This is a genomic window from Mycolicibacterium pyrenivorans, from assembly GCF_025821625.1.
In the GTDB taxonomy this organism is placed as follows: Bacteria; Actinomycetota; Actinomycetes; order Mycobacteriales; family Mycobacteriaceae; genus Mycobacterium; species Mycobacterium pyrenivorans.
The window spans coordinates 100,034-120,788 of the sequence record NZ_JACKSH010000097.1; the positions used below are offsets into that span (position 1 = coordinate 100,034).

Consider the following 20,755-nt stretch of genomic DNA (forward strand, 5'->3'; position numbering starts at 1 on the left):
ACGCATCGATTTGCTAGACACATGATCACTTTTTGGATACCTTCTTCGCTGTCGCAGAGTTCGATCAGCAACTCAGAAAGGGGCGTCATGCCTGCTGCCGTACGTCCGTATGTCACGGCGGGCGTGGCGCTGGTGGGGGCCAGCGTCATCTCCGTAACCCCCATCCAGCCGGTCGAGCCCCAGGCCAGGGCCGCCTATGACGCCTACAGCCTGACCGCGTCGGCTTTCGGTCCGCTGCCCGGCGGCGCCTACGACGGCTCCGGCGACGGCGTCGCGTGCTCCGGGTACCACACCGACCAGTGCGACATCAACGCGCCGCAGACCTACACGCCGATCGTGGTCGACACGAACGACTGGGCGTTCAGGAACGTCCTGCCCAACCTCGTCAATGCGGTCATCAGCGTGCCGCGGGCGTATCTGGACGCCCTCAACGACGTGGCGTACTCCATGGAGGTCACCGGCAGCTGGTGGGTGTACACGCCGACCAACGTGCTGGGTTACGACCCCGCTGACCCGCCGAAGATCACCTCGATCACCAACCTGCTGATCCCGTTCCAGGCGCTGTCCAATCCGCTGGGCGAGCACCTCTCGTGGTGGGCCAAGGCGAACCTGCCGATGAATGCGGGCTGCACCGGCACCGCCCCGCCGGTGTGCCAGGACGCCGATGAGATCCTCGGGCACATGTTCACGGCACCGATCTGGACTCTGATCGCCGGCTACATATTCCCAGCTCTCAACAACCCCGTGAGCGGGGAGGAGGGCGAGGCCGGCGAGGAGATCCCCGGCTCCGAGGGCACACCGGTGCCGTGGTCGGGTGAGCACATCCAGATCAACCCGTACGACCCGGTGTACAACGTCATCAACTACCTGTTCCGGGATCCCGAGTTGAACCGTCCGGAACGGATCACGTTCAGCGAGGTGGCCGAGACGCTGGGCCGGCTCGTCAGGGGGGTGGTGCAGAACTTCTACCCGTTCGTTCCCGGCAGCTTCCTGTGGAAGGGCTACCCGTACACGCTGGTGACGCCGTTCATCAAGCCGTTCGTCAAGATTCTGTGCCCGAACTGCGATCCCGAACACCCCGAGGATCCGACGCCGTTCGATGGTGAGTTGCCGCCGAGCAGCGAGGACGACGAGGCCGACACGACGGTGACCTCGTTGCTGGCGTCGGCGAAGCTGGCCCCGGAGGCGACCGCCGAAGCCGCCACCGAAGCGGAGGCGGCCACCGCCGAGGTCGCGCCCGCCGAGACCGCGCCGATCGAGGTGGCCCCGGTCGAGGAAGCACCGGTCGAGGAAGCACCGGTCGAGGAGACGGTCGGACAGAAGCCCGACGTCGTCTCGACCGCTGTCGCGAACCTGCTGCAGAAGTTCGACAAGGCCCCTGCCGAAGCCCCCGTCGAGGAATCTCCGGTCACCGAGGTCGAGTCCGACAAGCCCACCGGCGAGGACACCGAGAAGGGTGCCGACGAGGAATCCGGCGACACGAAGGACGCCGACACCGACTCGGAGACCGAGTCGGACACGGAGAAGAAGGCGACCATCGGCGGCAAGGACGACGACAGCGAGTCGAAGAAATCGACGTCGCAGGACAAGTCCAATGACTCCGGTTCCGACGGGGCCAAGAGCAGCGCGGGTGCCAGCAGCGGCGGCAGTGCCGGCGGCGCCGATGACTAGGAACCCCCGTAGTATCGCCCCGTGAGTAGTACGGAGCAGTTGGACGCCGTCATCGTCGGTGCGGGATTCGGCGGCATGGGCGCCGCCATCCAGCTCAACCGGCTGGGTTACCAGAAGATCGTCATCCTGGACCGTGAGGACGACCTGGGCGGCACTTGGCACGTCAACCGGTACCCGGGGTTGACCGTCGACGTCCCGTCCACCACGTACTCCTACTGGTTCGAGCCGAATCCGTACTGGTCGCGGCTCTATGCGCCGGGCACCGAGCTCAAGACCTACGCCGAGCACGTCGCCGACAAGTACGACCTGCGCCGCTACATGCGCTTCAACACCACGGTGGAGGGCGCCCGTTGGGACGAGGAGTCCCAGGTGTGGCTCGTGTCGCTTGCCGGTGGTGAAACGCTGAGCACGCGGTTCCTGATCCTGGCGACGGGTTATCTTTGCCAGCCCAAGAAGCCCGACATCCCCGGAATCGACGACTTCGCGGGCACCGTGCTGCACGCGCAGGAATGGGACGACGACTATTCGCTACGCGGCAAGAGAGCGGCGATCATCGGCACCGGGTCGACCGGCGTGCAGCTGATCCCGAAGCTGGCCGAGGACGTCGCCGAGCTCACCGTGTACCAGCGGACTCCGATCTGGGTGATGCCGAAGTTCGACCTCGCGTTCGGCCCGGCCGCCCAGCGTCTTTTCGCGAGATTCCCTGTGACACAACGGCTTCTGCGCATGTCCAGTGATCTGTTCATGGACGTCATGGTGACGATCGCGATGTGGAAGTTCCGGCAGTTCAAACCCGTGAACACCGCGGCGGCCCGGATCGGGGCCATGCACCGGTTCCTGGCGATCCGCGACAAGGAGCTGCGGCGCAAGCTGACGCCGGATTACGACTTCGGCTGCAAGCGCCCGACGCTGTCAAACGTGTACTACCGCACGTTCAACAAGCCGCACGTGCACCTGGAAACGGCGGGCATCGAGCGGATCGATGCCGACGGCATCGTCGGCACGGACGGCACCAAGCGCGTGATCGACACCCTGGTGCTGGCCACCGGGTTCGACGTGTGGGAGTCCAACCTTCCTGCCATCCCGGTGATCGGCCGCGAAGGCCGTGACCTCGGAAAGTGGTGGCGGGAGAACCGGTTCCAGGCCTACGAAGGCATGACTGTGCCGATGTTCCCGAACATGGTGACCCAGGCGAGCCCGTACGCGTGGGTGGGCATGTCCTGGTTCGACACCGTCGAGTACCAGATGCGCCACATGAACCGGCTGTTCGGTGAGCTACAGCGCCGGGGTGCCCGCACCTTCGAGGTCACCGAAGAGGCCAACGCCCGGTTCCTGGACCGGATGCTGACGCTGCTCGACGACTCGGTGTTCCGCCTCGGGGACTGCACCAACTCGCGGTCGTACTGGTTCAACAGCTCAGGGGAGGCCCCGTTGTTCCGGCCGACGTCGATACGTCAGGCCGTCAAGGAGCAGGAGCACTTCCCGCTGAGCGACTACGCGATAGCCTGACGTTCCAGCACCATTGATTCAAGGGGTGACAACATGACAGCGGCCACCACAGAGCCGGTGAAGCTGCCACCGGGCCCGCGGATACCGAAACTCATCCAGGGTGCGGCCGTGCTGACCGCGCGCTACGGCGCGATCGCCGCGCTCGGCCGTCGGTACGGCTCCACGTTCACGCTCAACATCCCGGTGTTCGGCGAGACCGTCGTGATCAGCGACCCCGCACTGGTCAAGGAACTTTTCAGCTCCAGCCGGGAGCTCATCGGCCGGCCCCAGAACAACCTGGGCGGCGACGTGCTCGGGCCTGGTTCGATCTTCAACCTCGAGGGCGACGAACTGCTCGCCCGCCGCAAGCTCCTGTTGCCGCCGTTCAGCGGCAAGAACATGCGCGCCTACGAGAGCATCACCGAGGAAGAGGCGATCCGCGAGATCCGGACATGGCCGGAAGGCACCGAGTTCGCGACGCTCGAGCCGATGATGCGGATCACGCTCAACACCATCCTGCGCGCCGTGTTCGGCGCCGAGGGCGCCGAACTCGACGAGCTGCGTGTGCTGATGCCCAAAGCCGTGGAGTTCGGCTCCAAGATCGCGTTGATGCCGTCGATCGTGCGCAAGGACGTCGGGCCGTGGAGCCCGGGCGGGAAGTTCGCGCAGTACCGACGCCGGATGGATGAGCTGCTCAAATCCCTGATGGCGCAGGCCCGTTCCGATCCGAAGTTCACCGAGCGCGGCGACGTGCTGTCGCTGCTGCTGCAGGCGCGCTACGACAACGGCGAGCCGATCTCGGACAGCTACATCGTCGACGAGCTGCTGACGATGCTGGTGGCCGGGCACGAGACGACGTCGACGCAGCTGGCGTGGACCATCGAGAGGATCCGGCGCCACCCCGACCTGCTGACCCGGCTGACCGAGGAGGTCGACGCGGGCGGCAACGAACTCCTGTTGGCGACCATCGCCGAGTCACAGCGCACCAGGCCGGTGCTGACCGCCGCACTCCGACGGACGAAGGCTCGAATTCGCCTGGGGGAGTGGGTCATTCCCGAGGGTGACACGATCCTGGCGAGCACCCAGTTGGCCATGGCCGCCGAGCAGAGCTTCCCCGATGCGGAAAAGTTCAACCCGGACCGATTCGTCGGCAACCCGCCGAATCCCTTCGCGTGGATTCCGTTCGGCGGGGGCATGATGCGCTGCATCGGTGCGTCGTTCGCGACGATGGAGATGGAGGTGACATTGCGCGCCATGCTGCGCGAGTTCCGCCTCGAGCCGACCACAGAGCCCGACGAGAAGCCGCACAGCCGTGGTGTCACGGTGACACCCGCGCGGGGCGGACGTGTCGTCGTGTACCGCCGCAAGGATGTCGTGCCCCGTGACGCCGACTCGGTGTCGGTGGCCGACCGCACCGGTTAGGCGCGGTCAGAAGCGGTACTGCAGTATCCGGGCCTTCCGGGCGATGGCGGGCAACCGGTAGGACAGCCGGCTCGCCAGGCGCAGGCCGGGCGGAAACATCTCGGCCTCCGGCCGCTGCATCACGCTGGCCTCTTCGAACAGATCCAGGGCCGGGTTCCAGGTCTCGGGATGGTGGGCATCGGAGAATCCGGGAAAGTTCCACTGGCTGTGCGGTGAGTTCGTCTTGCGCGACGTGGCGAGCCGGCCCATCAGCCGGTTCGCTCTGCCGACCGGGCCGTAGTCGTTGAACGCGATCATGCCCGAGGCGAAATGGCTTGTGATGCGGCGCAATATCGCCCTCACGGACGGCTCGTCGAGGAAGGCGACCAAACCGTCGGCGAACACCATGGCGGGCCGGTCAGACGGAATGCCGTCCACCCAGTTCGGTTCGAGCAGCGACGCGGCGACCGTTTGCTCGCCGGAGCGGGGTGGAACCAGGGCTTCGCGTATCGCGATGACGGCAGGCAGGTCCACGCTGTACCACCCGACGCCGGGCGGAGGGTCGACCCGGTGGATGGCGCTGCTGAAGCCGGCACCGAGGTCGACCACGACGGCGTCGTGATGGTCGCGGATGAAGCCGCCGATGCGCTCGTCCAGCATCTTGGCGCGCAGGGCGACCAGCGGTACCACGCTGGGCGTCGCGGCGAGGGCGGTGAAGTCGTAGTCGATCTTCGCGACCGTCGGGCCGGCCCACGCGTCCCCGAGGATCGGTCGGGAAGCCCGGCTGTCGAGCGCTCGGCAGTACTCGGTCAGCAGGGCGGTCTGTTCGATGGGTTCCAGGCCGCTGACATCCATGGAGTCAGCCAAGCACACTCGCCCCCAGGCTGTACACCGCGGTGCAATGCGCCTGCGCAACAACCGGAATCAGCTGCGGGCGGCTACTCGTCGCTGTCCGAGGAGTCTCCAACCTCCGATGAGGAAGCACTGCTCGGTGAGTCCACACCGGCGGACTCTTGCTGGTCGGTCGCCTCGTCGTCGGCCGGGTCTTCGGCCTCCGCGTCCACGTCCTCGGCGTCCACATCCGTGTCCTCGCCGTCCACGTCCTCGCCGTCCACGTCTTCGCCGTCCACGTCGGCGTCGCCGGTGTCCTCGTCCGCGTCGTCGGCCGGCTGTCCGTCCACCTCGTCGATCCGGGCTCCGAGCTCGTCGTCGGAGCTCAGGCTGCCGACGTCCAGATCAGGATCGGACTCCTGCCGGGCCGTCGGCTCCTCGGCACTGATCGTCTGCACCGACCGCGCGGACGTCAGGAAGGTCTGTTTGGACTCGGCGGGTGGATCCACCGGCGGCTCTTCGGGCTCCGGCTCCACCTCGGCCGGCCAGCCGGACTCAGCCGGCAGGTAGGAACGGTCGTAGGCCTTCTCGATCTTCTCTTTCAGCGGGCCCTGGAGCTGGTCGGCGAGCTCGTCGAGCCCGAGCCTGCGCAACCCGTTCAGAATCGGCAGGTCCTCCGTCGGCACGAAGACGTAGGTCGTATTGCCTTCCTTCCACACGTAGTTCGCCGGGTCGTAGATGTCGACGTCCTCGTAGTGGCCGTGGAGCTGGACGAGCCCCGCGTAGGCGTTCGCCATCGCCAGCAGGCTGAAGCGGTCTGGGCGGTCTGCGGTCAGATCGTACTGCCGTGCCACGTCGAGCACCTGGTACTGGGTGTCGGGAGTCACATGGTGCCAGATCACGTGCGCACCACCGTATTTGCGGCCGGGGTTGCCGATCAGCACAAAGCTGAGGTCATCCGCTGACGGCGCATCTTCGGCCGCGGCGAACTCCTCGAGCCAGTCCGTGGCCACGCGTGCGCCCTGGCTGTATCCGAAGACGATCTGCCGTTGACCGAAGGTGTCTCCGTGTATCGCCTCGTCGAGGTCGTCGACCCCGATCGACCGTTGTAGGTACGGAAACGGGACCGACACACAGGTCCGCGGGCTCTCACACAGCAGACCCTGGAGCTCGTCCTGGTCGCCGCCGTTGCGGAACAAGGCCATCGTGAGCACTGTCGCCGGCTCGGGGCCGAAATAGTCGATCTCGGCCGCTGCGGCCGTCGGCGCCGACCCCCCCGCGGACAGAGCCGCGATGAACGGCAGCGTCGTGACGGCGGCGACCATCAGTGCGCCGCGGCACTTCTTGTGCGCCGTGCCCTTGTTCGAAGTTGTCATGAAACCCCCAGCGTTTACTCACGTGCTATTTGCTCCCCGGCCAATAGCGTACCCCCCGACACTCCGTGTTCTGCGCATTTGCGCGGACATTTCCGATTGATAGGAACTGGCGTTCCGCACTTCTGGGCGTTACACGACCACACCTGCCCGTGCCGAGACGCGGACCCGTGAGGAGTTTGCTAGGTGGGGCGCGGGAGTGCGCTACCCCAGACGACCCGCGACGAAGTCCGCCGCCTGGTCGACCATGCCGTTCTCGACGTAGGCGAAGTGCGCCAGCATGCTCTTGCCCGGAGTGCAGAAGAGATCGTCGAGCGCGCACATGTCGATCGACTTGGGGCCGTAGGTGCCGCTCATCTGCGGCAGCGGCCCGCCGCCGCTGATGTTGCGCAGTGGATTTCCAAAGACGGCGACGGCGGCGACATGGTCGGCGAGATGTGGCGGCAACGGCGTGGGATGGAACCTCCCGAGAGGACGTGGGTCGACCGTGATCAGGTCGATGACGCCCGCGCCCTGCGACATGCCGCCGAGCACCAGCTTGGTGTCCGGGCAGTTGTCGGCCATCCACTGAACCCTCGCGGAGGCGTCGGCGGCGCCGGCCGGGGCCGACGTGTCGAAGTCGAAGCCCGCCGGGTAGTTCACCGCGTAGGTTCCCACCGAACGGCCGCCGACCTTGGAACGCAACGAGTTGACGAAGGCCTCACCAACCCAACCCACGCCGGGAGCCGCACCCGTGCCCCTGGCGAAGATCACCTCGATGTCCGGACACGGTTCAGCAGCGGCAGACGGTATTCCGATGGCGGTGGTCAGGACCGCGGCCGGCGCCAGCACCGCCGAACCAAGGAATGCCAGAAGGCGCCTCATGAGCATGTATCCATGCTGACATATCGCTGCTAGTACCCGAGCGTTACAGCTTCTGAGCTGCGGATTCAGGCGAAGGCGTAGTCGGTGAGCGGGAAGTTGTCGTTCTCGCGGTTCGTCTCGTTCGTCGATGCGGGCCGCACCAGGGTCTCACCGGTGGGGCTGAAGTAGTACGACCGGGAGCGGGCGCAATCGCCCTGGCGGAACACCGTCTTGCCCAATTTCGCCGCCATGCGCTCGCGGAACCGGGTGTTGGCCTGCTCGGTCACCTCGAACGTGGTCGCTTCGCGCCTGCGCAGCTCACCGAACAACCGGTCCATGTGCCGCATCTGATACTCCATCGTGTTGAAGTACGACAGACCGCTGGACGCATAGGGACCCGCGAGGCTCAGGAAGTTCGGGAACGCCGGGATCGTGACGCCCTGGTAGGCCTGGAAACCGTTGTCGCGCCACCACTTGCCGAGGTTGCGCGCGTCACGGCCGATGACCTCGATCGCAGGAATGTTGGCTTCCCAGATGTCGAATCCGGTGCACAGCACCAAGGTGTCGATCTCGGTCTTCGTTCCATCGCACGCGACGATGCCGTCGGCCTCGATACGCTCGATACCCGAGGACTGAAGGTGCACATTCGGCTTGGCCAGAGTGCGGTAGTAGGAGTTGGAATACGTCGGGCGCTTGCAGCCGAAGTCGTAGTCGGGCGTCAGCTCGGCACGCAGTTCCTTGTCGCGGATCGAAACGAACCGAAGCGCCTGTGACAGATACGAGGCTCCCACGTTGAGCATGCGGAAGTACTTGAAGTTCACCACCGACAGAATCATCATCACCTCGAGATTGATGTCGGTGGTGGCCCTGAATGCCCGCTGCAGCAAAGGAATGCGGGCAAAAAGCCCGCGCAGGAACACCGGGATCGGGAAGTCGAGTTTGGGTACCACGTGGATCGGGGTGCGCTGGTACACGGTGAGCTGGGCAGCTGTCTTGCTCAGCTCCGGAATGAGCTGGACCGCGGTCGCCCCGGTGCCGATCAACCCGAGCCGCTCCCCATCGGGGGAGTAGCCGTTGTCCCAGTCCGTGCTGTGGATGACCCGGCCGGTGAAGTCCTCGACCCCCGGGATGTCGGGCTTGCGTGGCTGCGACAGGTAACCGGTCGCGGTGATGAGGAACCGCGAGGTCAGCGTTTCCCCGTTCGACAGCGTCACCTGCCAGAACTGCGCTTCGTCGTCCCAGCGCGCTCCGTCGACAGGCGCGTTGAAGCGCATGTGCCGACGCACGTCGTACTTGTCGGCGACGTGGTCGGCGTAGTCCTTGAGTTCGGATCCCGGTGCGTACAGCCGTGACCAGCGGGGGTTGGGTTCGAACCAGTACGAGTACGTCGGCGACGGGATGTCGACGGCCAGACCCGGGTAGTGGTTGACGTACCACGTCCCGCCGAGATCGTCCTCGCGATCCAGGATCAGGATGTTGTCGTACCCCATCTTCTTGAGCTGGATCGAAGCACCCATTCCGCCGAAACCGGCACCCACCACGATCGCGTCGTACTGCGGCACATCCATGGGCATCAACGCTACCTCACAGCAAATCGGGGATCGGCGATTGGATTTTAGGACGCCTGCCGCCGGGGCGCTCGTCGCCGGATCCGGGGCCAGACACCACGAAGCCCCGGCGCCAGGCCGGGGCTTCGGGCGGGTGTCCGAGACTTCAGGCAAGCCTCCAGTCCGGGGAGGGCTACTCCGAGGCGCCCGCGGCGTCAGACGACCCAGTCTCATCTGCCGGCGAGTCGACATCGGAGTCGGCGTCTGCCCTGGCTGCCTTCCTGGCCTCGCGGGCGGCGGCCCTTTCCGCCTTGGCCGCTGCTCTGGCCTCGGCCGCTTCCGCCTTAGCCGCTTCCCTGGCCTCGGCCCTGGCCGCCTTTGCTTCCGCGCGGGCTTCCTTTGCTTCCGCCCGAGCTTCCGCCCTGGCCTCGCGGCGGGTGGCGGCTTCGGTCTTCGTCACGGGCTCGGCCTCTGTCGCCGAAACCGCATCAGCAGCGGCGTCGGCTGTGGCGGAGACCGGGGTCGCCTCGACGTCCAGCGTCACCGTCTCCGCCGCCGCGGTGGGCGCCTCGGCCACCAGGGAGGTCGCACTGGCGGTGGTGACCGGGTCGTTGCGCTTGTAGCCCTTGTCGATCTTGGCCTTGAGCGCGGCCTCCTGCGACTTCAGGAACGGGAGCACCTGCACCAGCGGCAGCACCTTGGCCGGCACCAGGTAGTGGGTCGTGGTGCCCCCCTTGATGTTGACGTCCACCGTGATGTTCTCCTCCGGGACCTCGTCCAGGTCGGCGAACATCACCGGGACGTGCACGACGATCGCGCCGGCCATCGCGTTGGCGACCGCGAGGAAGTTCCACCAGCGGTCGGGCATGTCGGCCAGGCCGTCGTACTCGCCCGTGACGGCGACGACGTCATAACGGGTGACCGGTGGCAGACGGTAGGTGTAATCGAACCTCGAGTTGTAGGTGGCATCCTTGATCAGCTCTTGGCGGCTGGAATCCTCCACCACGATGAAGCTGATCTCGTCCGGATCGGTCAACTCGCCCGCGAGGACCATGTTGCGCAGCACCTCGTTGACCACCAGCGAGCCGGCCGACAAACCGACCACGGTGACCTGCTCTCCATTGAGCACGTTGCCGTCGGAGTCCCGGGACAGCCTTGCGAGGGCGTCGCTGATCTCCTGGGTGAGGCTGTCGATACCGATGTTGATCGACGCTCCGAGGGTCAGGTCGTCTTTGCCGGTCATCGGGCCGGCCTCGGCAGGCCATTCGACGCTGTAGATCTGGCCCTCGAGGGTTCCCCCGAGCAGACCGTTGTACAGCCTGGGGTCCAGGCTGCCGGCCCCGATCCCGCCGACGACGAGCGACGAACTGCTGGCCCACCCTCCTGCGGCCATGGTCAGCGCAATGGCAATAGAAGCAAATGCGGTGCCGCAAACAACCCCGGCTTTGCGAAAGGTGGTGCTCATGAGATCTCCCCGTTTAGACGCATTGAAATGGCTTGCCGTTTCCGGCGCGACATGAGCATATTGCGCCCTCGTCAGCGCGTGCGTAGCAAAAACACAAGATTCTCATCATTGAAAAGATAGCAATCGGATTGTATATTGCTGTACTCCATTCTTTATACATTCTCTACATTAGTAGAGAATGTATCTCGGTAAAACTAGTGAATTTTTCCACCTCCAATCCGAAAAGCATCAATGCACTTCATCTGGCTTAAATAAGCCTAAGAAGAACCGCCGGTGGGAAAATCGGCAATAATTACATCGATGTAGTTCTGGTGGCCCTTTTTCCAGACGAGACTGAGTGGTGATGTTGCTGATATACAGCCAGCTAAAAAAAGATTTTGGTATGGACCATCGACTCCAGCACACCTTTACCGACAGGCAACGAGCAGCTGAACAATGGGGCATGACTGGTGGGCCGTATGGCTCGGGGCGGAATATCGCGCTCCAGACAAACTGACTCTCCAGTAAGAAGACAAGATGCTTGGGGCAAACCCGCTCGCCACCGGCGAGCGGGGCAGCGGAACATCGCGGACTCGCCCGTTGATCCGGACATGAGCAAACGGTCTGGGGCGCGCCACGAGACGGGTCGATCCCCTGTTTGCAAACATGTTGCGGGCCAACGGTTCTGAAGGCGTTTGGTAACCGGGGGCGCCCCCTCGGCCGGGCCGCTTTCGGGCCACTCCCGGGTGATACTGAGGTGTGCTCGATAGCCGAGACGTCCCATTGTCCCGGCGCGCTATGGATTTCGGTTACCTGGAGTTTGCTATGGAAGCGCCCACGAGATACTTGCCTACGGTAATATCCGCCGCAGTCGGGAAACTGACAGTCTCGAAAATACCGGAACAGCGCGCCGCGCCGGGGTGTCGAACCCGCGCCGGCAACCTGCTTCGCGGGCTCGACCAACGGGTTGGCCAGCGAAGACCGGCGCCACACCGCATACTTCGTGCTGTACCGCGGTCGAAGCGAGAGCAGTCGCCCGGTCACCGGACGCCCCAAGGTGGGGTGTCTCCTCACGAAGGGATGTTGTGTGAAGCGAGCGACAAAGGCTGCGATGACTGTGGCTACGCTGCCGTTTGCGGCGGCGCTACCGCTGGTCTTGGGTGGCCCGTTGCCCACCGCCGCGGCTTCCGGACTCATCCTGGACGGGCCGGCGACCGTGCTCCACCACGGCCCCACCCCGTGGAGCATGCCCAGCACCCTCGACGGCGCGCTGTGTGAGGCGCCCAAGGTGTGCCGCGAGGTCTATTACGACTGGATCCAGCCCTATGGCCCGATCGAGATCGGCATGGCCGAGAACGTCAGACGGCTCAACACCTACATCAAATACGTCGGCACCGACCCGAAGATCGTCTACGGGTTCAGCGGCGGCGCCCGGGTGGCCTCCGTGTGGCTCCAAGACAAGGCCGACGACTCGGGCGCCCCGGAACCCGAGGACCTGTCGTTCGTCCTCATCGGCAACGGCGGCCGCGACTACGGCGGCGTCAACGGCTGGTTTTGGGGCAACCTGCTGGAGACCCCGACCGACACCCAATACGAAATCGTGGATATTGCCCGGGAATACGACCCCATCGCGGACTTTCCGACCAACCCGTTCAACCTGCTCGCGCTTGCCAACGGAATTGCGGCGTTCTCATACGTTCACCTGAGGTACGACGAGGTGAATCTCGACGATCCGGACAACATCGTCTGGAAAGAGGGCAAGACCACCTACGTCCACGTCCCGACCGACCATCTTCCGCTGCTACAGGGCTTCTACGACCTGGGCCTGGGGTGGATGGTCGAGGACCTCGAGCCCGAGCTGAGGGTAGCGATCGACAAGGCCTACAACCGCACCTGGCTGGAGGGCAAGGAGCCGCAGGGCGAGGTGAGCACCCCGACCGCGATCCAAGAGGTCTCCCGCAGTGCCGCGACGGTCAGCGACGAGGACGCGAGTGCCGACGGATCCATCGGCACCGCTGACGCCACCGAAACCACGGGCGGCGGTTCGTCCGACGAACTCGCCGAGGACTCGACAGAAACCGCAGACTCCACCGCGCCCGTGGATGACGACCCCGTGCCGGCAGGCGAAGTGACGCCGACTGCCGAGGCGGATGGCGACATCGATGACACTCCATCGGTCGACGACGACGAGGCCGCCGAGGACGGTGACGACACGGGCACCCCGGACGACACCGAAGCAGACGACACCGGCACCTCGGACGACGGGGGCACCTCGGACGACGCGGAAGCCGACGACGCTCCCACCGGAGGCAAGCACCGCGCACCTCTCAACGGCACCGCGAAGGCCGAGAAATCCGGCGACTCCGCGTCCCGCGGTGCCGACGCCGGTGCCGGTGGCGACGGTTCGAGCTCGACCAGCTCGTCGAGCTCGTCGTCGGGTGGTGACAGCGAAAGCTGATCCTGGACTGAAATCCGCTGCGGCGCCGACGCTTCGAGCCGGTGCCGGCCCGTCGGCGGGAGGAGGTACGCGCCGGAGACAGCGGACGGCTATCCTTCCCGGGTGGCAACCAAAGACAAGCCTGGCCTGTCCGGCAAGGTCGCCTTCATCACCGGCGGCGCATCGGGGATAGGGGCAGCGCTGACGTCGAAACTGACCGACGCGGGTGCCGAGGTCTGGATCGCCGACCGCCAGTTCGAGGTCGCCGAACGACTCGCGCAGCAACTCGGCGCGGGCGGCGCCACGGTGCGCGCCGTCGAACTCGATGTGCGCGACCCCGCCGCGTTCGAGAGGGCGGTTGCCCAGACCGTGCAGACGTCGGGCCGCATCGACTTCCTGTTCAACAACGCCGGCATCGGGATCGGCGGCGAGGTCGACACCCTCACACTCGATGACTGGAACGACATCATCGACGTGAACCTGCGCGGGGTGATCCACGGCGTCCAGGCCGCCTACCCGGTGATGATCAGGCAGGGCAGCGGCCACATCGTCAACACCGCGTCGATGGCGGGTCTGATCACCACCTCGGCGCAGGCCGGCTACTCCGCGACCAAGCACGCCGTCGTCGCCCTGTCCAAGACCATGCGGGTCGAGGCGGCGACCCACGGCGTGCACGTGTCGGTGCTGTGCCCGGGCGTGGTTCGCACCCCGATCCTGTCCGGGGGGGAGTACGGCCGCAACAAGACCGTCAGCCGGGAGGACCTTCTCAAGCTCGGTGAGGCGCTGCGTCCGATCGAACCCGAGGCCTTCGCCGAGCAGGCGTTACGTGCCGTACTGCGAAATCGGGCGATCATCGTCGTGCCCCGGTGGTGGAAAGCACTGTGGTACCTCGAGCGGCTTTCGCCGACGCTGTCCATGCGCACGGCCGGGGCCGCGCTCCGACGCACCCGTCAGGTTCAGTCAGCCGTACCGCGTCAGTAACCGCTGCTTTTTGCGCCGACTCAGCGCGGCCCGGCGGACGTCGCCGCCGTAGTGGGCGAGCACCCGCCGGTCCATGACGCGCCGCCACACCGGCGGGAACAGCGCCACCACCACCATCGTCGCGTAACCCGCCGGCAGCTGCGGGGCCTCGTCGGCATGACACAGCGCCTGATACCGCCGCTGCGGGTTCGCGTGATGGTCGGAATGGCGCTGCAGGTGGAACAGGAACACGTTGGAGATCACCGAGTTGCTGTTCCAGCTGTGCGAGGGACGGACCTGCTCGTATCTGCCACCGGGTCGCTGCTGCCTGCGCAGCCCGTAGTGCTCGAGGTAGTTGATGGTCTCCAACAGGAAGATCCCGATGACGGCCTGGCCGATCAGCCAGGGCAGCACCTCGACGCCGAACGCCGCGACCAGAGCCGCGAACAGTGCCAGCGTCATGAGCCAGGCATTGAGCACGTCGTTTCGCAGCGTCCAGGCAGACTTACCGCGCCGTGCCAGACGGTTGCGCTCGAGCCTCCATGCGGAGCGCAGGCTGCCGAATATGGACCGGTAGTGGAAGAGGTAGACGTTCTCGCCCAAGCGGGCGCTGGCGGGATCCTCCGGCGTGGCGACACGGGCGTGGTGGCCGCGGTTGTGCTCGACGAAGAAATGCCCGTACCCGGTCTGCGCCAGGGCCACCTTGCTGAGCCACCGCTCGGACTGCGCCCTCTGGTGACCCATCTCGTGGGCGGCGTTGATCGCGACGCCGGCGATTCCGCCGACGGTCAGCATCAGGCCCAGCTTGTCGATGTCGGTCAGCGTGACTCCACCGCCGCCGCTCCAGAACCAGCAGGCGAGCACCAACGTCACGTACTGGGCGGGGAGATAGAGGTAGACGGCCCATCGGTAGTACCGATCATCCTCCAGGCGGGCCAGAGCGCTGTCGGGAGGATTCTCGGTGTCGGGGCCGACGAGATAGTCCAGGGAAGGAATGACGATGAACATCAACATCGGACCGGACCACCAGAAAACACCCCAGCCCGTGGTCGCCACGGCCAGCCACGACATGGGGACGAGGATGGGGATGACCAGCCCGAGTAACCAGACATAGCGCTTGCGGTCGCGCCAGCCGCGAGCAACCGCGAATTCGTGCCCGCTACGTGTGCGTCTGTACTGAGTCGGCATCGTGCGCCCTGCTACCCCCTCTTAGCCGAACGGTATCCCGATCCTCGCACCCCGAAGCGACGGTTCGGTAACGTCGTCATACCATTGCAGCTCCTTGTGAGCAATATCCCAGGCGAAGCAAGCGACCGCCGGGCCGACGCTCCGGTGTCGTCGGACCAATTGCTGAGCGGTTGTCCAGCCCCGGGTCGCGGTCCCCGGTGCTCGCCGGCGCCGCGTCGGGGTGCAGCAAACCCCGTACCGGATTCCCCGGCCGGAAAGCGGCGTCATTTCGGCTGCGGGGGACGTCACGACGTCAGGCTCGCGATCGCCGATGCCAGCTCCGGGGACGCCGAACTCCCCAGGTTCTGGTAGCTGCCGCCGGTGATCTGCGCGACCGACTCCCAGGTCGCCCGGTCGGGGTCGTCGCCGAAGTCGATCACGTTGACGGCGACCGGCCGGGCCGGATCGAACGCACCCCTGATGTACTGCTGCAGGCCCTCTGCCCCCAGCGACTGGTCGGTGTGCGGCCCGGCGGTGATGACCAGAACCGAGTTCTTCTGGCCGTCCCGGTACTTCGCCGATGCGTCGGTGTAGACCAGTCGGAGGGTGGTGAACGAGACCGCACCGCCGCCCGAGGGAGTCTGGCCGTCGAGCGCGGCGGTCAGCGCATCGGACCGCGGTCGCCCGTCGACCTGGTCGGACAGCGGCCCCACGGCCACCTCCGAGCGCCCCTGGACGCCGTCGAACGTCCACAGGCCCACCCCCGAGTCTGCGGGAAGCACCTGGACTCGCGCCTTGAGCGCATCCACGACATTGGTCAGGCGCAGGTTCCCGCCCTCTTCGGTGGGCATCGACTGGTCCAGCATGACCGTGACGGTGGGGCTTTCCGCCGGCGTGGTCAGGGTGTCGGCGATGGTGATGCGGACGGCGTTGTCGCCGACGTTCATCGGCGCCGCCACGGGCGCGAAGTCGACGACGTCGCTGGCGGGCGGCGTCTGCCCGTCGACGCGGAACCCGGCCTTCGCAAGCTCGCCGAGCTGCTCGGGTTTGCGCATGAACCGGGCGAACTCGCTGGCCGCGGTGACCTGTTCCTGGGCCAGCCAGTCGCCGGCGAGCAGGACGGTGGGGAAGTCGGCCGTCGCCGTCGGACCCGGCGGCAGCCAGCCGGCCAGCCTGGACTTCGCGTCGTCCAGCGACGACGCCTGCTTGAAGAGCCGCTGCTCGGTGGTGACCACGGCGTGCACGGGGGCCGACGCCGGATCGGACGCCTCGACGAGGGCGTCCAGTGCCGTGCCCGCCTTCGGGTCGGCGAGTTCGGGCGCGCCGCCGACGAGGGTGCTGACTGCTCCGAGGCCTGCGGTCGCCGGGGCGCCGGGCGGGGCAGCAGCGGCGGCAACGGCCTCGGCCGCCAGATAGGCGGCGTCGCTGTCCTGATCGAGCGGCAACGCCAGGCGGAGCCCGCCCCAGCCCTGCAGTCCCAGCCCTTCGAGCGCCGCAGGATCAGTCTGCAGCCGCGGCAGCGTTCCCCAGTTCTGCCCACCGAGAGCCTCTTTGAGCCGGGGTGACACGGCGAGCACGACCGGGGAGGTAACCAGGGAGCGGCTGTCACTGACGGTTTCGGCTCCCGCCACCGCTTCCAGTCGGGCTTCGGACACCGAGCTGGCGGGGATCCACAACGCCGGTCGCTCGCCGAGGTCGGACGGCCACTGATCGGTGAACCCGTCGACGACCTGACCGGAATCGGCGGACTGGACGCCCACCTTGACGCAGCGGTCCCCGACCGGGGCGGCGGTCTCGTTGAACCGCTGCGCCAGCGTCGCAACGGGTTCGTTGATCGCCGGATCCGCGACGACGGCGACGGTGACCTCACCGTCGACACAGCGTGCGGCGGCGACGTCGGATCGGTCGGACAGGTTGTCTCCGAAGAAGCGCCACAGGATCACAACGCCGACCACGACGACGACGCTCACCAGCGCGACGACGACGCCGATGCTGACCCCGCGCCGATTCGGCGTCACCGCGCGGTGACTGCCGGTCCATTCGCCGCTGTCCCACTCACGTGCGGCCGGTGCGGCGTCGGGCGAGTATCCGGGGGAAGAAGACGGCTGATCGGTGTCGGCGGGTTCCCAGTCGGCAGATCCGAACTCGTCGTCGGCGGAGCCGAATTGACGGTCGGTAGAGCCGAATTCGTCACCGGCGGAGCCGAATCGGCCATCGCGGGGCTCCTGCTCGCGCGGTCCCGTGTCGAAGCCGAACCTTTCCGTGCGTGGCTCGTCGGGAGTGTCCTCCGGCTTGTCGGGAAGGCTATGTCTTCCCATGGATGCCCTCGCGCACGCTCGTTCGACCCCTCATCGCGTCAGCCAACGTTACTAGCCGCCTTGAACTCCCGGCGCCGGCGATGCAGGATCGGCTCGGTGTAGCCGTTGGGCTGCTCGGCGCCCGACAGGATCAGCTCCTGCGCCGCCAGGAACGCGATGTTGTTGTCGGGGTCGCCTGCCATCGGACGGAATTCCGGATCCTCGGCGTTCTGCTCGTCCACCACCGCGGCCATGCGACGAAGGCTGGCCTTGACGTCCTCTTCGGTGATCACGCCGTGACGCAACCAGTTGGCCAGCAGCTGGCTGGAGATCCGCAGCGTCGCCCGGTCCTCCATCAGCGCGACGTCGTGGATGTCGGGAACCTTCGAGCACCCCACGCCTGCGTCGATCCAGCGCACCACGTAGCCGAGGATCGACTGACAGTTGTTGTCGACTTCCTCGCGGATCTCCTCGGGCGCCCACGCCAGCTCCTTGGCGAGCGGAATCGTCAGCAGCTCCTCGAGAGACGACCGCCGCTTTCCTTCGAGCTCCTTGTGCACCGCGTACACGTCGACCTCGTGGTAGTGCATGGCGTGCAGCGTCGCCGCCGTCGGTGACGGCACCCACGCGGTGGTGGCGCCGGCCTTCGGCTGGCCGATCTTCTGGTCGACCATGTCGGCCATCAACTCGGTCATGGCCCACATGCCCTTGCCGATCTGGGCGCGCCCGGAGAATCCCGTGGCCAGCCCGATGTCGACGTTCTGGTTCTCGTAGGCGCCGATCCACGGCTGGGACTTCATCGCACCCTTGCGGATCATCGGGCCCGCCTGCATCGACGTGTGGATCTCGTCGCCGGTGCGGTCGAGGAAGCCGGTGTTGATGAACACCACGCGGTCGGCGGCGGCCTTGATGCACGCCTTGAGGTTGACCGTGGTGCGGCGCTCCTCGTCCATGATCCCGACCTTGATGGTGTTCTGTGGCAGCCCGAGCACGTCTTCGACCCGGCTGAACAACTCACAGGTGAACGCCACCTCGTCGGGACCGTGCATCTTCGGTTTGACGATGTAGATGGAACCGGTGCGGCTGTTGGCCAGCGGTCCGTTCGCCCCTTCGTTGTTGTCGGAGGCGCCGTGCAGCCCGTGAATGGCGATGAGGCTGGTGAACAGCGCGTCCTGGATTCCCTCGGGGACCTCCGGGCCGTCCTCGCCGTCGGCGTCGAACACGATGGCGTCGTTGGTCATCAGGTGGCCGACGTTGCGCACGAACAGCAGGCTGCGCCCGGGCAGCGTGATGGTCTCGGCGCCGTCCCCGGAGTCGGCGGCATCGGGCCGGGCGACGGTGTATGTGCGGTCCTCGTTGAGGACGCGGGTGAAGGTCTTGCCGCCCTTGCTGACCTCCTCGGCGAGGTCGCCGCGGTTGAGTCCCAGCCAGTTGCGGTACCCGAGCACCTTGTCGTCGGCGTCCACGGCGGCCACGGAGTCCTCGAAGTCCATGATCGTGGTGATCGCCGACTCCAGCACGACGTCCTTGATGCCCGCCTTGTCGGTCGAGCCGATGGGCGAGTCGGCGTCGACCAGGATCTCGATGTGCAGGCCGTTGTTGACGAGCAGAACGGCCGTCGGCCGGCCGGCCTCACCCAGGTAGCCGAGGAACTTCTCGGGCTCGCCGAGGCCGACGGAGCCTCCGTCGTCGAGGGTGGCCGCCACCTGACCGTCCTCGATCTTCAGGCCCGTGATGTCGGTCCACGACCCCGACGCCAGCGGAACGGCACCGTCGAGGAAACGGCGCGCGTAGACGATGACCTTGTCGCCCCGGATCCTGTTATAGCCTCCGCCTTTCTCCGCGCCGTCGTCCTCGGAGATGACATCGGTGCCGTACAGGGCGTCATAGAGCGAACCCCACCGCGCGTTGGCCGCGTTCAGCGAGAACCGCGCGTTGAGGATCGGCACCACCAGCTGCGGTCCGGCGGTGGTCGTGATCTCGTCGTCGACACCGGCGGTGCGGATCGTGAAGTCCGCCGGTTCGGGCTGCAGGTAGCCGATGTCGATGAGGAACTGGCGGTATTCGTCGGCGTCGAGGGGACCGATCACCCGTGCCCTGTGCCACTTGTCGATCTGGGCCTGCAGGTCGTCGCGGCGGGCCAGCAGATCCTGGTTCTTCGGGGTCAGATCCGTCACGACCTTGTCGACGCCCGACCAGAACGTGTCGGGGTCCAGCCCGGTGCCCGGCAGCGCCTCGCTGTTGATGAAGTCGTACAACACGGGGGCGACGCGCAGGTTACCCACCGTCACGCGTTCGGTCATGATTCCTCCCTCGCCTGCACGTGCGCCTGCGGCGCACCTGCCGTGTGCAATCCGGATGCGGCAATGTCGATCCAGCTTACCCAGCGGTAACGGGCTCAATCCCCGGCGGCGGTGTCCATCAGCGCGGCGCAGCGCTGAAGCAGCCTGGCCCGCAGGGGGAGGGCCCGCTCGCTGATCGCCTGCTGGGCCGCCGCATAAGAGCGGCGGCCACCGGGCGTTTCCACGGCGATCGGCTCAAACCCGAGCCCTCGCAGATCGTAGGGACTGGCCCGCATGTCCAGCACGCGGGCGTCGGCGGCCAGGTCCAGGCAGTCCAGGACCAGACCCGATTCGACCAGCGGGCCCAGCTTGAACGCCCACTTGTAGAGATCCATCCCGGCGTGCACGCAGCCCGGCTGCTCCGCCGCCGCCTGCGATTGCCGGGTCAACCGCTGGTTGTTGCGCCGGGCGGCCGGCTCGGTGAAGAACCGGTAGGCATCGAAGTGGCTGCAGCGCAACGGCATCGACTCGACAACCGCATCCGTGGCGGCGGCACCGAGGCGCAGCGGCACGCCACCGTGACGCACCGTCGGCGCCTGATACACCATCGCCCACTCGTGCAGGCCGAAGCAGTTGAACCGTGCCGGGCGCGACGCCGTCGCCCCCAGCAACCCCGCGATGAAGCTCACAGTGTCCGCGCGGGCATGGAGATGGTCACGGCCGACGGTGACCCCGTCGGCGTGCCGCGTGTAGCCGGCGCGGTCCAGGTACCGGTGCGCCGATGCGCCGGCGAGCACCACGCCGTAGCCGGGATGCCAGACACGCAGCTGACGCGGCCGCAGGCTGTAGTAAGTGAACAGGAAGTCGAACACCGGGTGGGACTCGCCCGCGCGGCGGCGCGTCAGGTGCGGCTCGAGGAATTCGTCGGCTCGCGTGTGATGGGCGCGTGCGAGTTCCTGCCAGTGAGATTCGGCGAGCACCCGGTGGCCGACCGCCGAACCCGCATGCCCCACC

14 protein-coding genes are annotated in these 20,755 nt (G+C 66.6%); 5 read left to right on the plus strand and 9 right to left on the minus strand.

Going from position 1 to position 20,755, the window contains the following annotated elements; all coding sequences use genetic code 11:
- Positions 1 to 87: 87 nt before the first annotated feature.
- The 3 genes from H7I57_RS12395 (at position 88) to H7I57_RS12405 (ending at position 4,581) form a co-directional block, all read left to right on the plus strand.
- The gene (locus H7I57_RS12395; RefSeq protein WP_264023799.1) at positions 88 to 1,671 is read left to right on the plus strand and encodes a hypothetical protein; all 1,584 of its coding nucleotides are present in this window, start codon (positions 88 to 90) and stop codon (positions 1,669 to 1,671) included.
- A gap of 75 nt (positions 1,672 to 1,746) precedes the next feature.
- The gene (locus tag H7I57_RS12400) at positions 1,747 to 3,180 is read left to right on the plus strand and encodes a flavin-containing monooxygenase (protein WP_372510208.1); all 1,434 of its coding nucleotides are present in this window, start codon (positions 1,747 to 1,749) and stop codon (positions 3,178 to 3,180) included.
- Positions 3,181 to 3,213: 33 nt separating this feature from the next.
- On the plus strand, positions 3,214 to 4,581 hold the full coding sequence (locus H7I57_RS12405; protein WP_264023801.1) for a cytochrome P450: 1,368 nt from the start codon (positions 3,214 to 3,216) through the stop codon (positions 4,579 to 4,581).
- A gap of 6 nt (positions 4,582 to 4,587) precedes the next feature.
- Here the strand turns inward: H7I57_RS12405 and H7I57_RS12410 are convergent, their stop codons facing one another.
- The 5 genes from H7I57_RS12410 to H7I57_RS12430 all read right to left on the minus strand — a co-directional run bounded on the left by H7I57_RS12410 (position 4,588) and on the right by H7I57_RS12430 (position 10,619).
- Entirely contained in the window at positions 4,588 to 5,415 is an 828-nt protein-coding gene (locus H7I57_RS12410; RefSeq protein ID WP_264023802.1) for a class I SAM-dependent methyltransferase, read from the minus strand.
- Positions 5,416 to 5,498: 83 nt separating this feature from the next.
- The gene (locus tag H7I57_RS12415) at positions 5,499 to 6,767 is read right to left on the minus strand and encodes a PE-PPE domain-containing protein (protein WP_264023804.1); all 1,269 of its coding nucleotides are present in this window, start codon (positions 6,765 to 6,767) and stop codon (positions 5,499 to 5,501) included.
- 201 nt (positions 6,768 to 6,968) lie between these two features.
- Positions 6,969 to 7,634 (minus strand): cutinase family protein, encoded by a 666-nt coding sequence (locus H7I57_RS12420; RefSeq protein ID WP_264023805.1) that lies wholly within the window; start codon positions 7,632 to 7,634, stop codon positions 6,969 to 6,971.
- A gap of 59 nt (positions 7,635 to 7,693) precedes the next feature.
- Entirely contained in the window at positions 7,694 to 9,175 is a 1,482-nt protein-coding gene (locus tag H7I57_RS12425) for a flavin-containing monooxygenase (protein ID WP_264023806.1), read from the minus strand.
- A gap of 172 nt (positions 9,176 to 9,347) precedes the next feature.
- The gene (locus tag H7I57_RS12430) at positions 9,348 to 10,619 is read right to left on the minus strand and encodes a PE-PPE domain-containing protein (RefSeq protein WP_264023807.1); all 1,272 of its coding nucleotides are present in this window, start codon (positions 10,617 to 10,619) and stop codon (positions 9,348 to 9,350) included.
- 1,090 nt (positions 10,620 to 11,709) lie between these two features.
- On the opposite strand from H7I57_RS12430, the gene H7I57_RS12435 reads away from it, so the two are divergent.
- Positions 11,710 to 13,056 (plus strand): PE-PPE domain-containing protein, encoded by a 1,347-nt coding sequence (locus tag H7I57_RS12435; RefSeq protein WP_264023808.1) that lies wholly within the window; start codon positions 11,710 to 11,712, stop codon positions 13,054 to 13,056.
- Between the two features lie 102 nt (positions 13,057 to 13,158).
- Complete coding sequence (locus H7I57_RS12440; protein WP_264023809.1) at positions 13,159 to 14,016, plus strand: SDR family NAD(P)-dependent oxidoreductase; 858 nt, start codon at positions 13,159 to 13,161, stop codon at positions 14,014 to 14,016.
- Here the strand turns inward: H7I57_RS12440 and H7I57_RS12445 are convergent.
- From H7I57_RS12445 to H7I57_RS12460, 4 genes are all read right to left on the minus strand, one after another.
- Positions 13,996 to 15,183, minus strand: coding sequence for an alkane 1-monooxygenase (locus H7I57_RS12445; protein ID WP_264023810.1), 1,188 nt, complete (start codon positions 15,181 to 15,183; stop codon positions 13,996 to 13,998). The two genes, H7I57_RS12440 and H7I57_RS12445, sit on opposite strands and share 21 nt — an antisense overlap.
- Positions 15,184 to 15,467: 284 nt before the next feature.
- Positions 15,468 to 17,480, minus strand: a complete 2,013-nt coding sequence (locus H7I57_RS12450; protein ID WP_264023811.1) for a substrate-binding domain-containing protein — start codon at positions 17,478 to 17,480, stop codon at positions 15,468 to 15,470.
- A 38-nt stretch (positions 17,481 to 17,518) separates the two neighbouring features.
- Positions 17,519 to 19,762, minus strand: coding sequence for a malate synthase G (locus tag H7I57_RS12455; RefSeq protein WP_264023812.1), 2,244 nt, complete (start codon positions 19,760 to 19,762; stop codon positions 17,519 to 17,521).
- A gap of 95 nt (positions 19,763 to 19,857) precedes the next feature.
- Positions 19,858 to 20,754 carry a 3-methyladenine DNA glycosylase gene (locus H7I57_RS12460; RefSeq protein WP_372510203.1) on the minus strand — a complete coding sequence of 299 codons (897 nt, stop codon included), beginning with the start codon at positions 20,752 to 20,754 and terminating at the stop codon, positions 19,858 to 19,860.
- Between the last annotated feature and the right edge of the window lies 1 nt (position 20,755).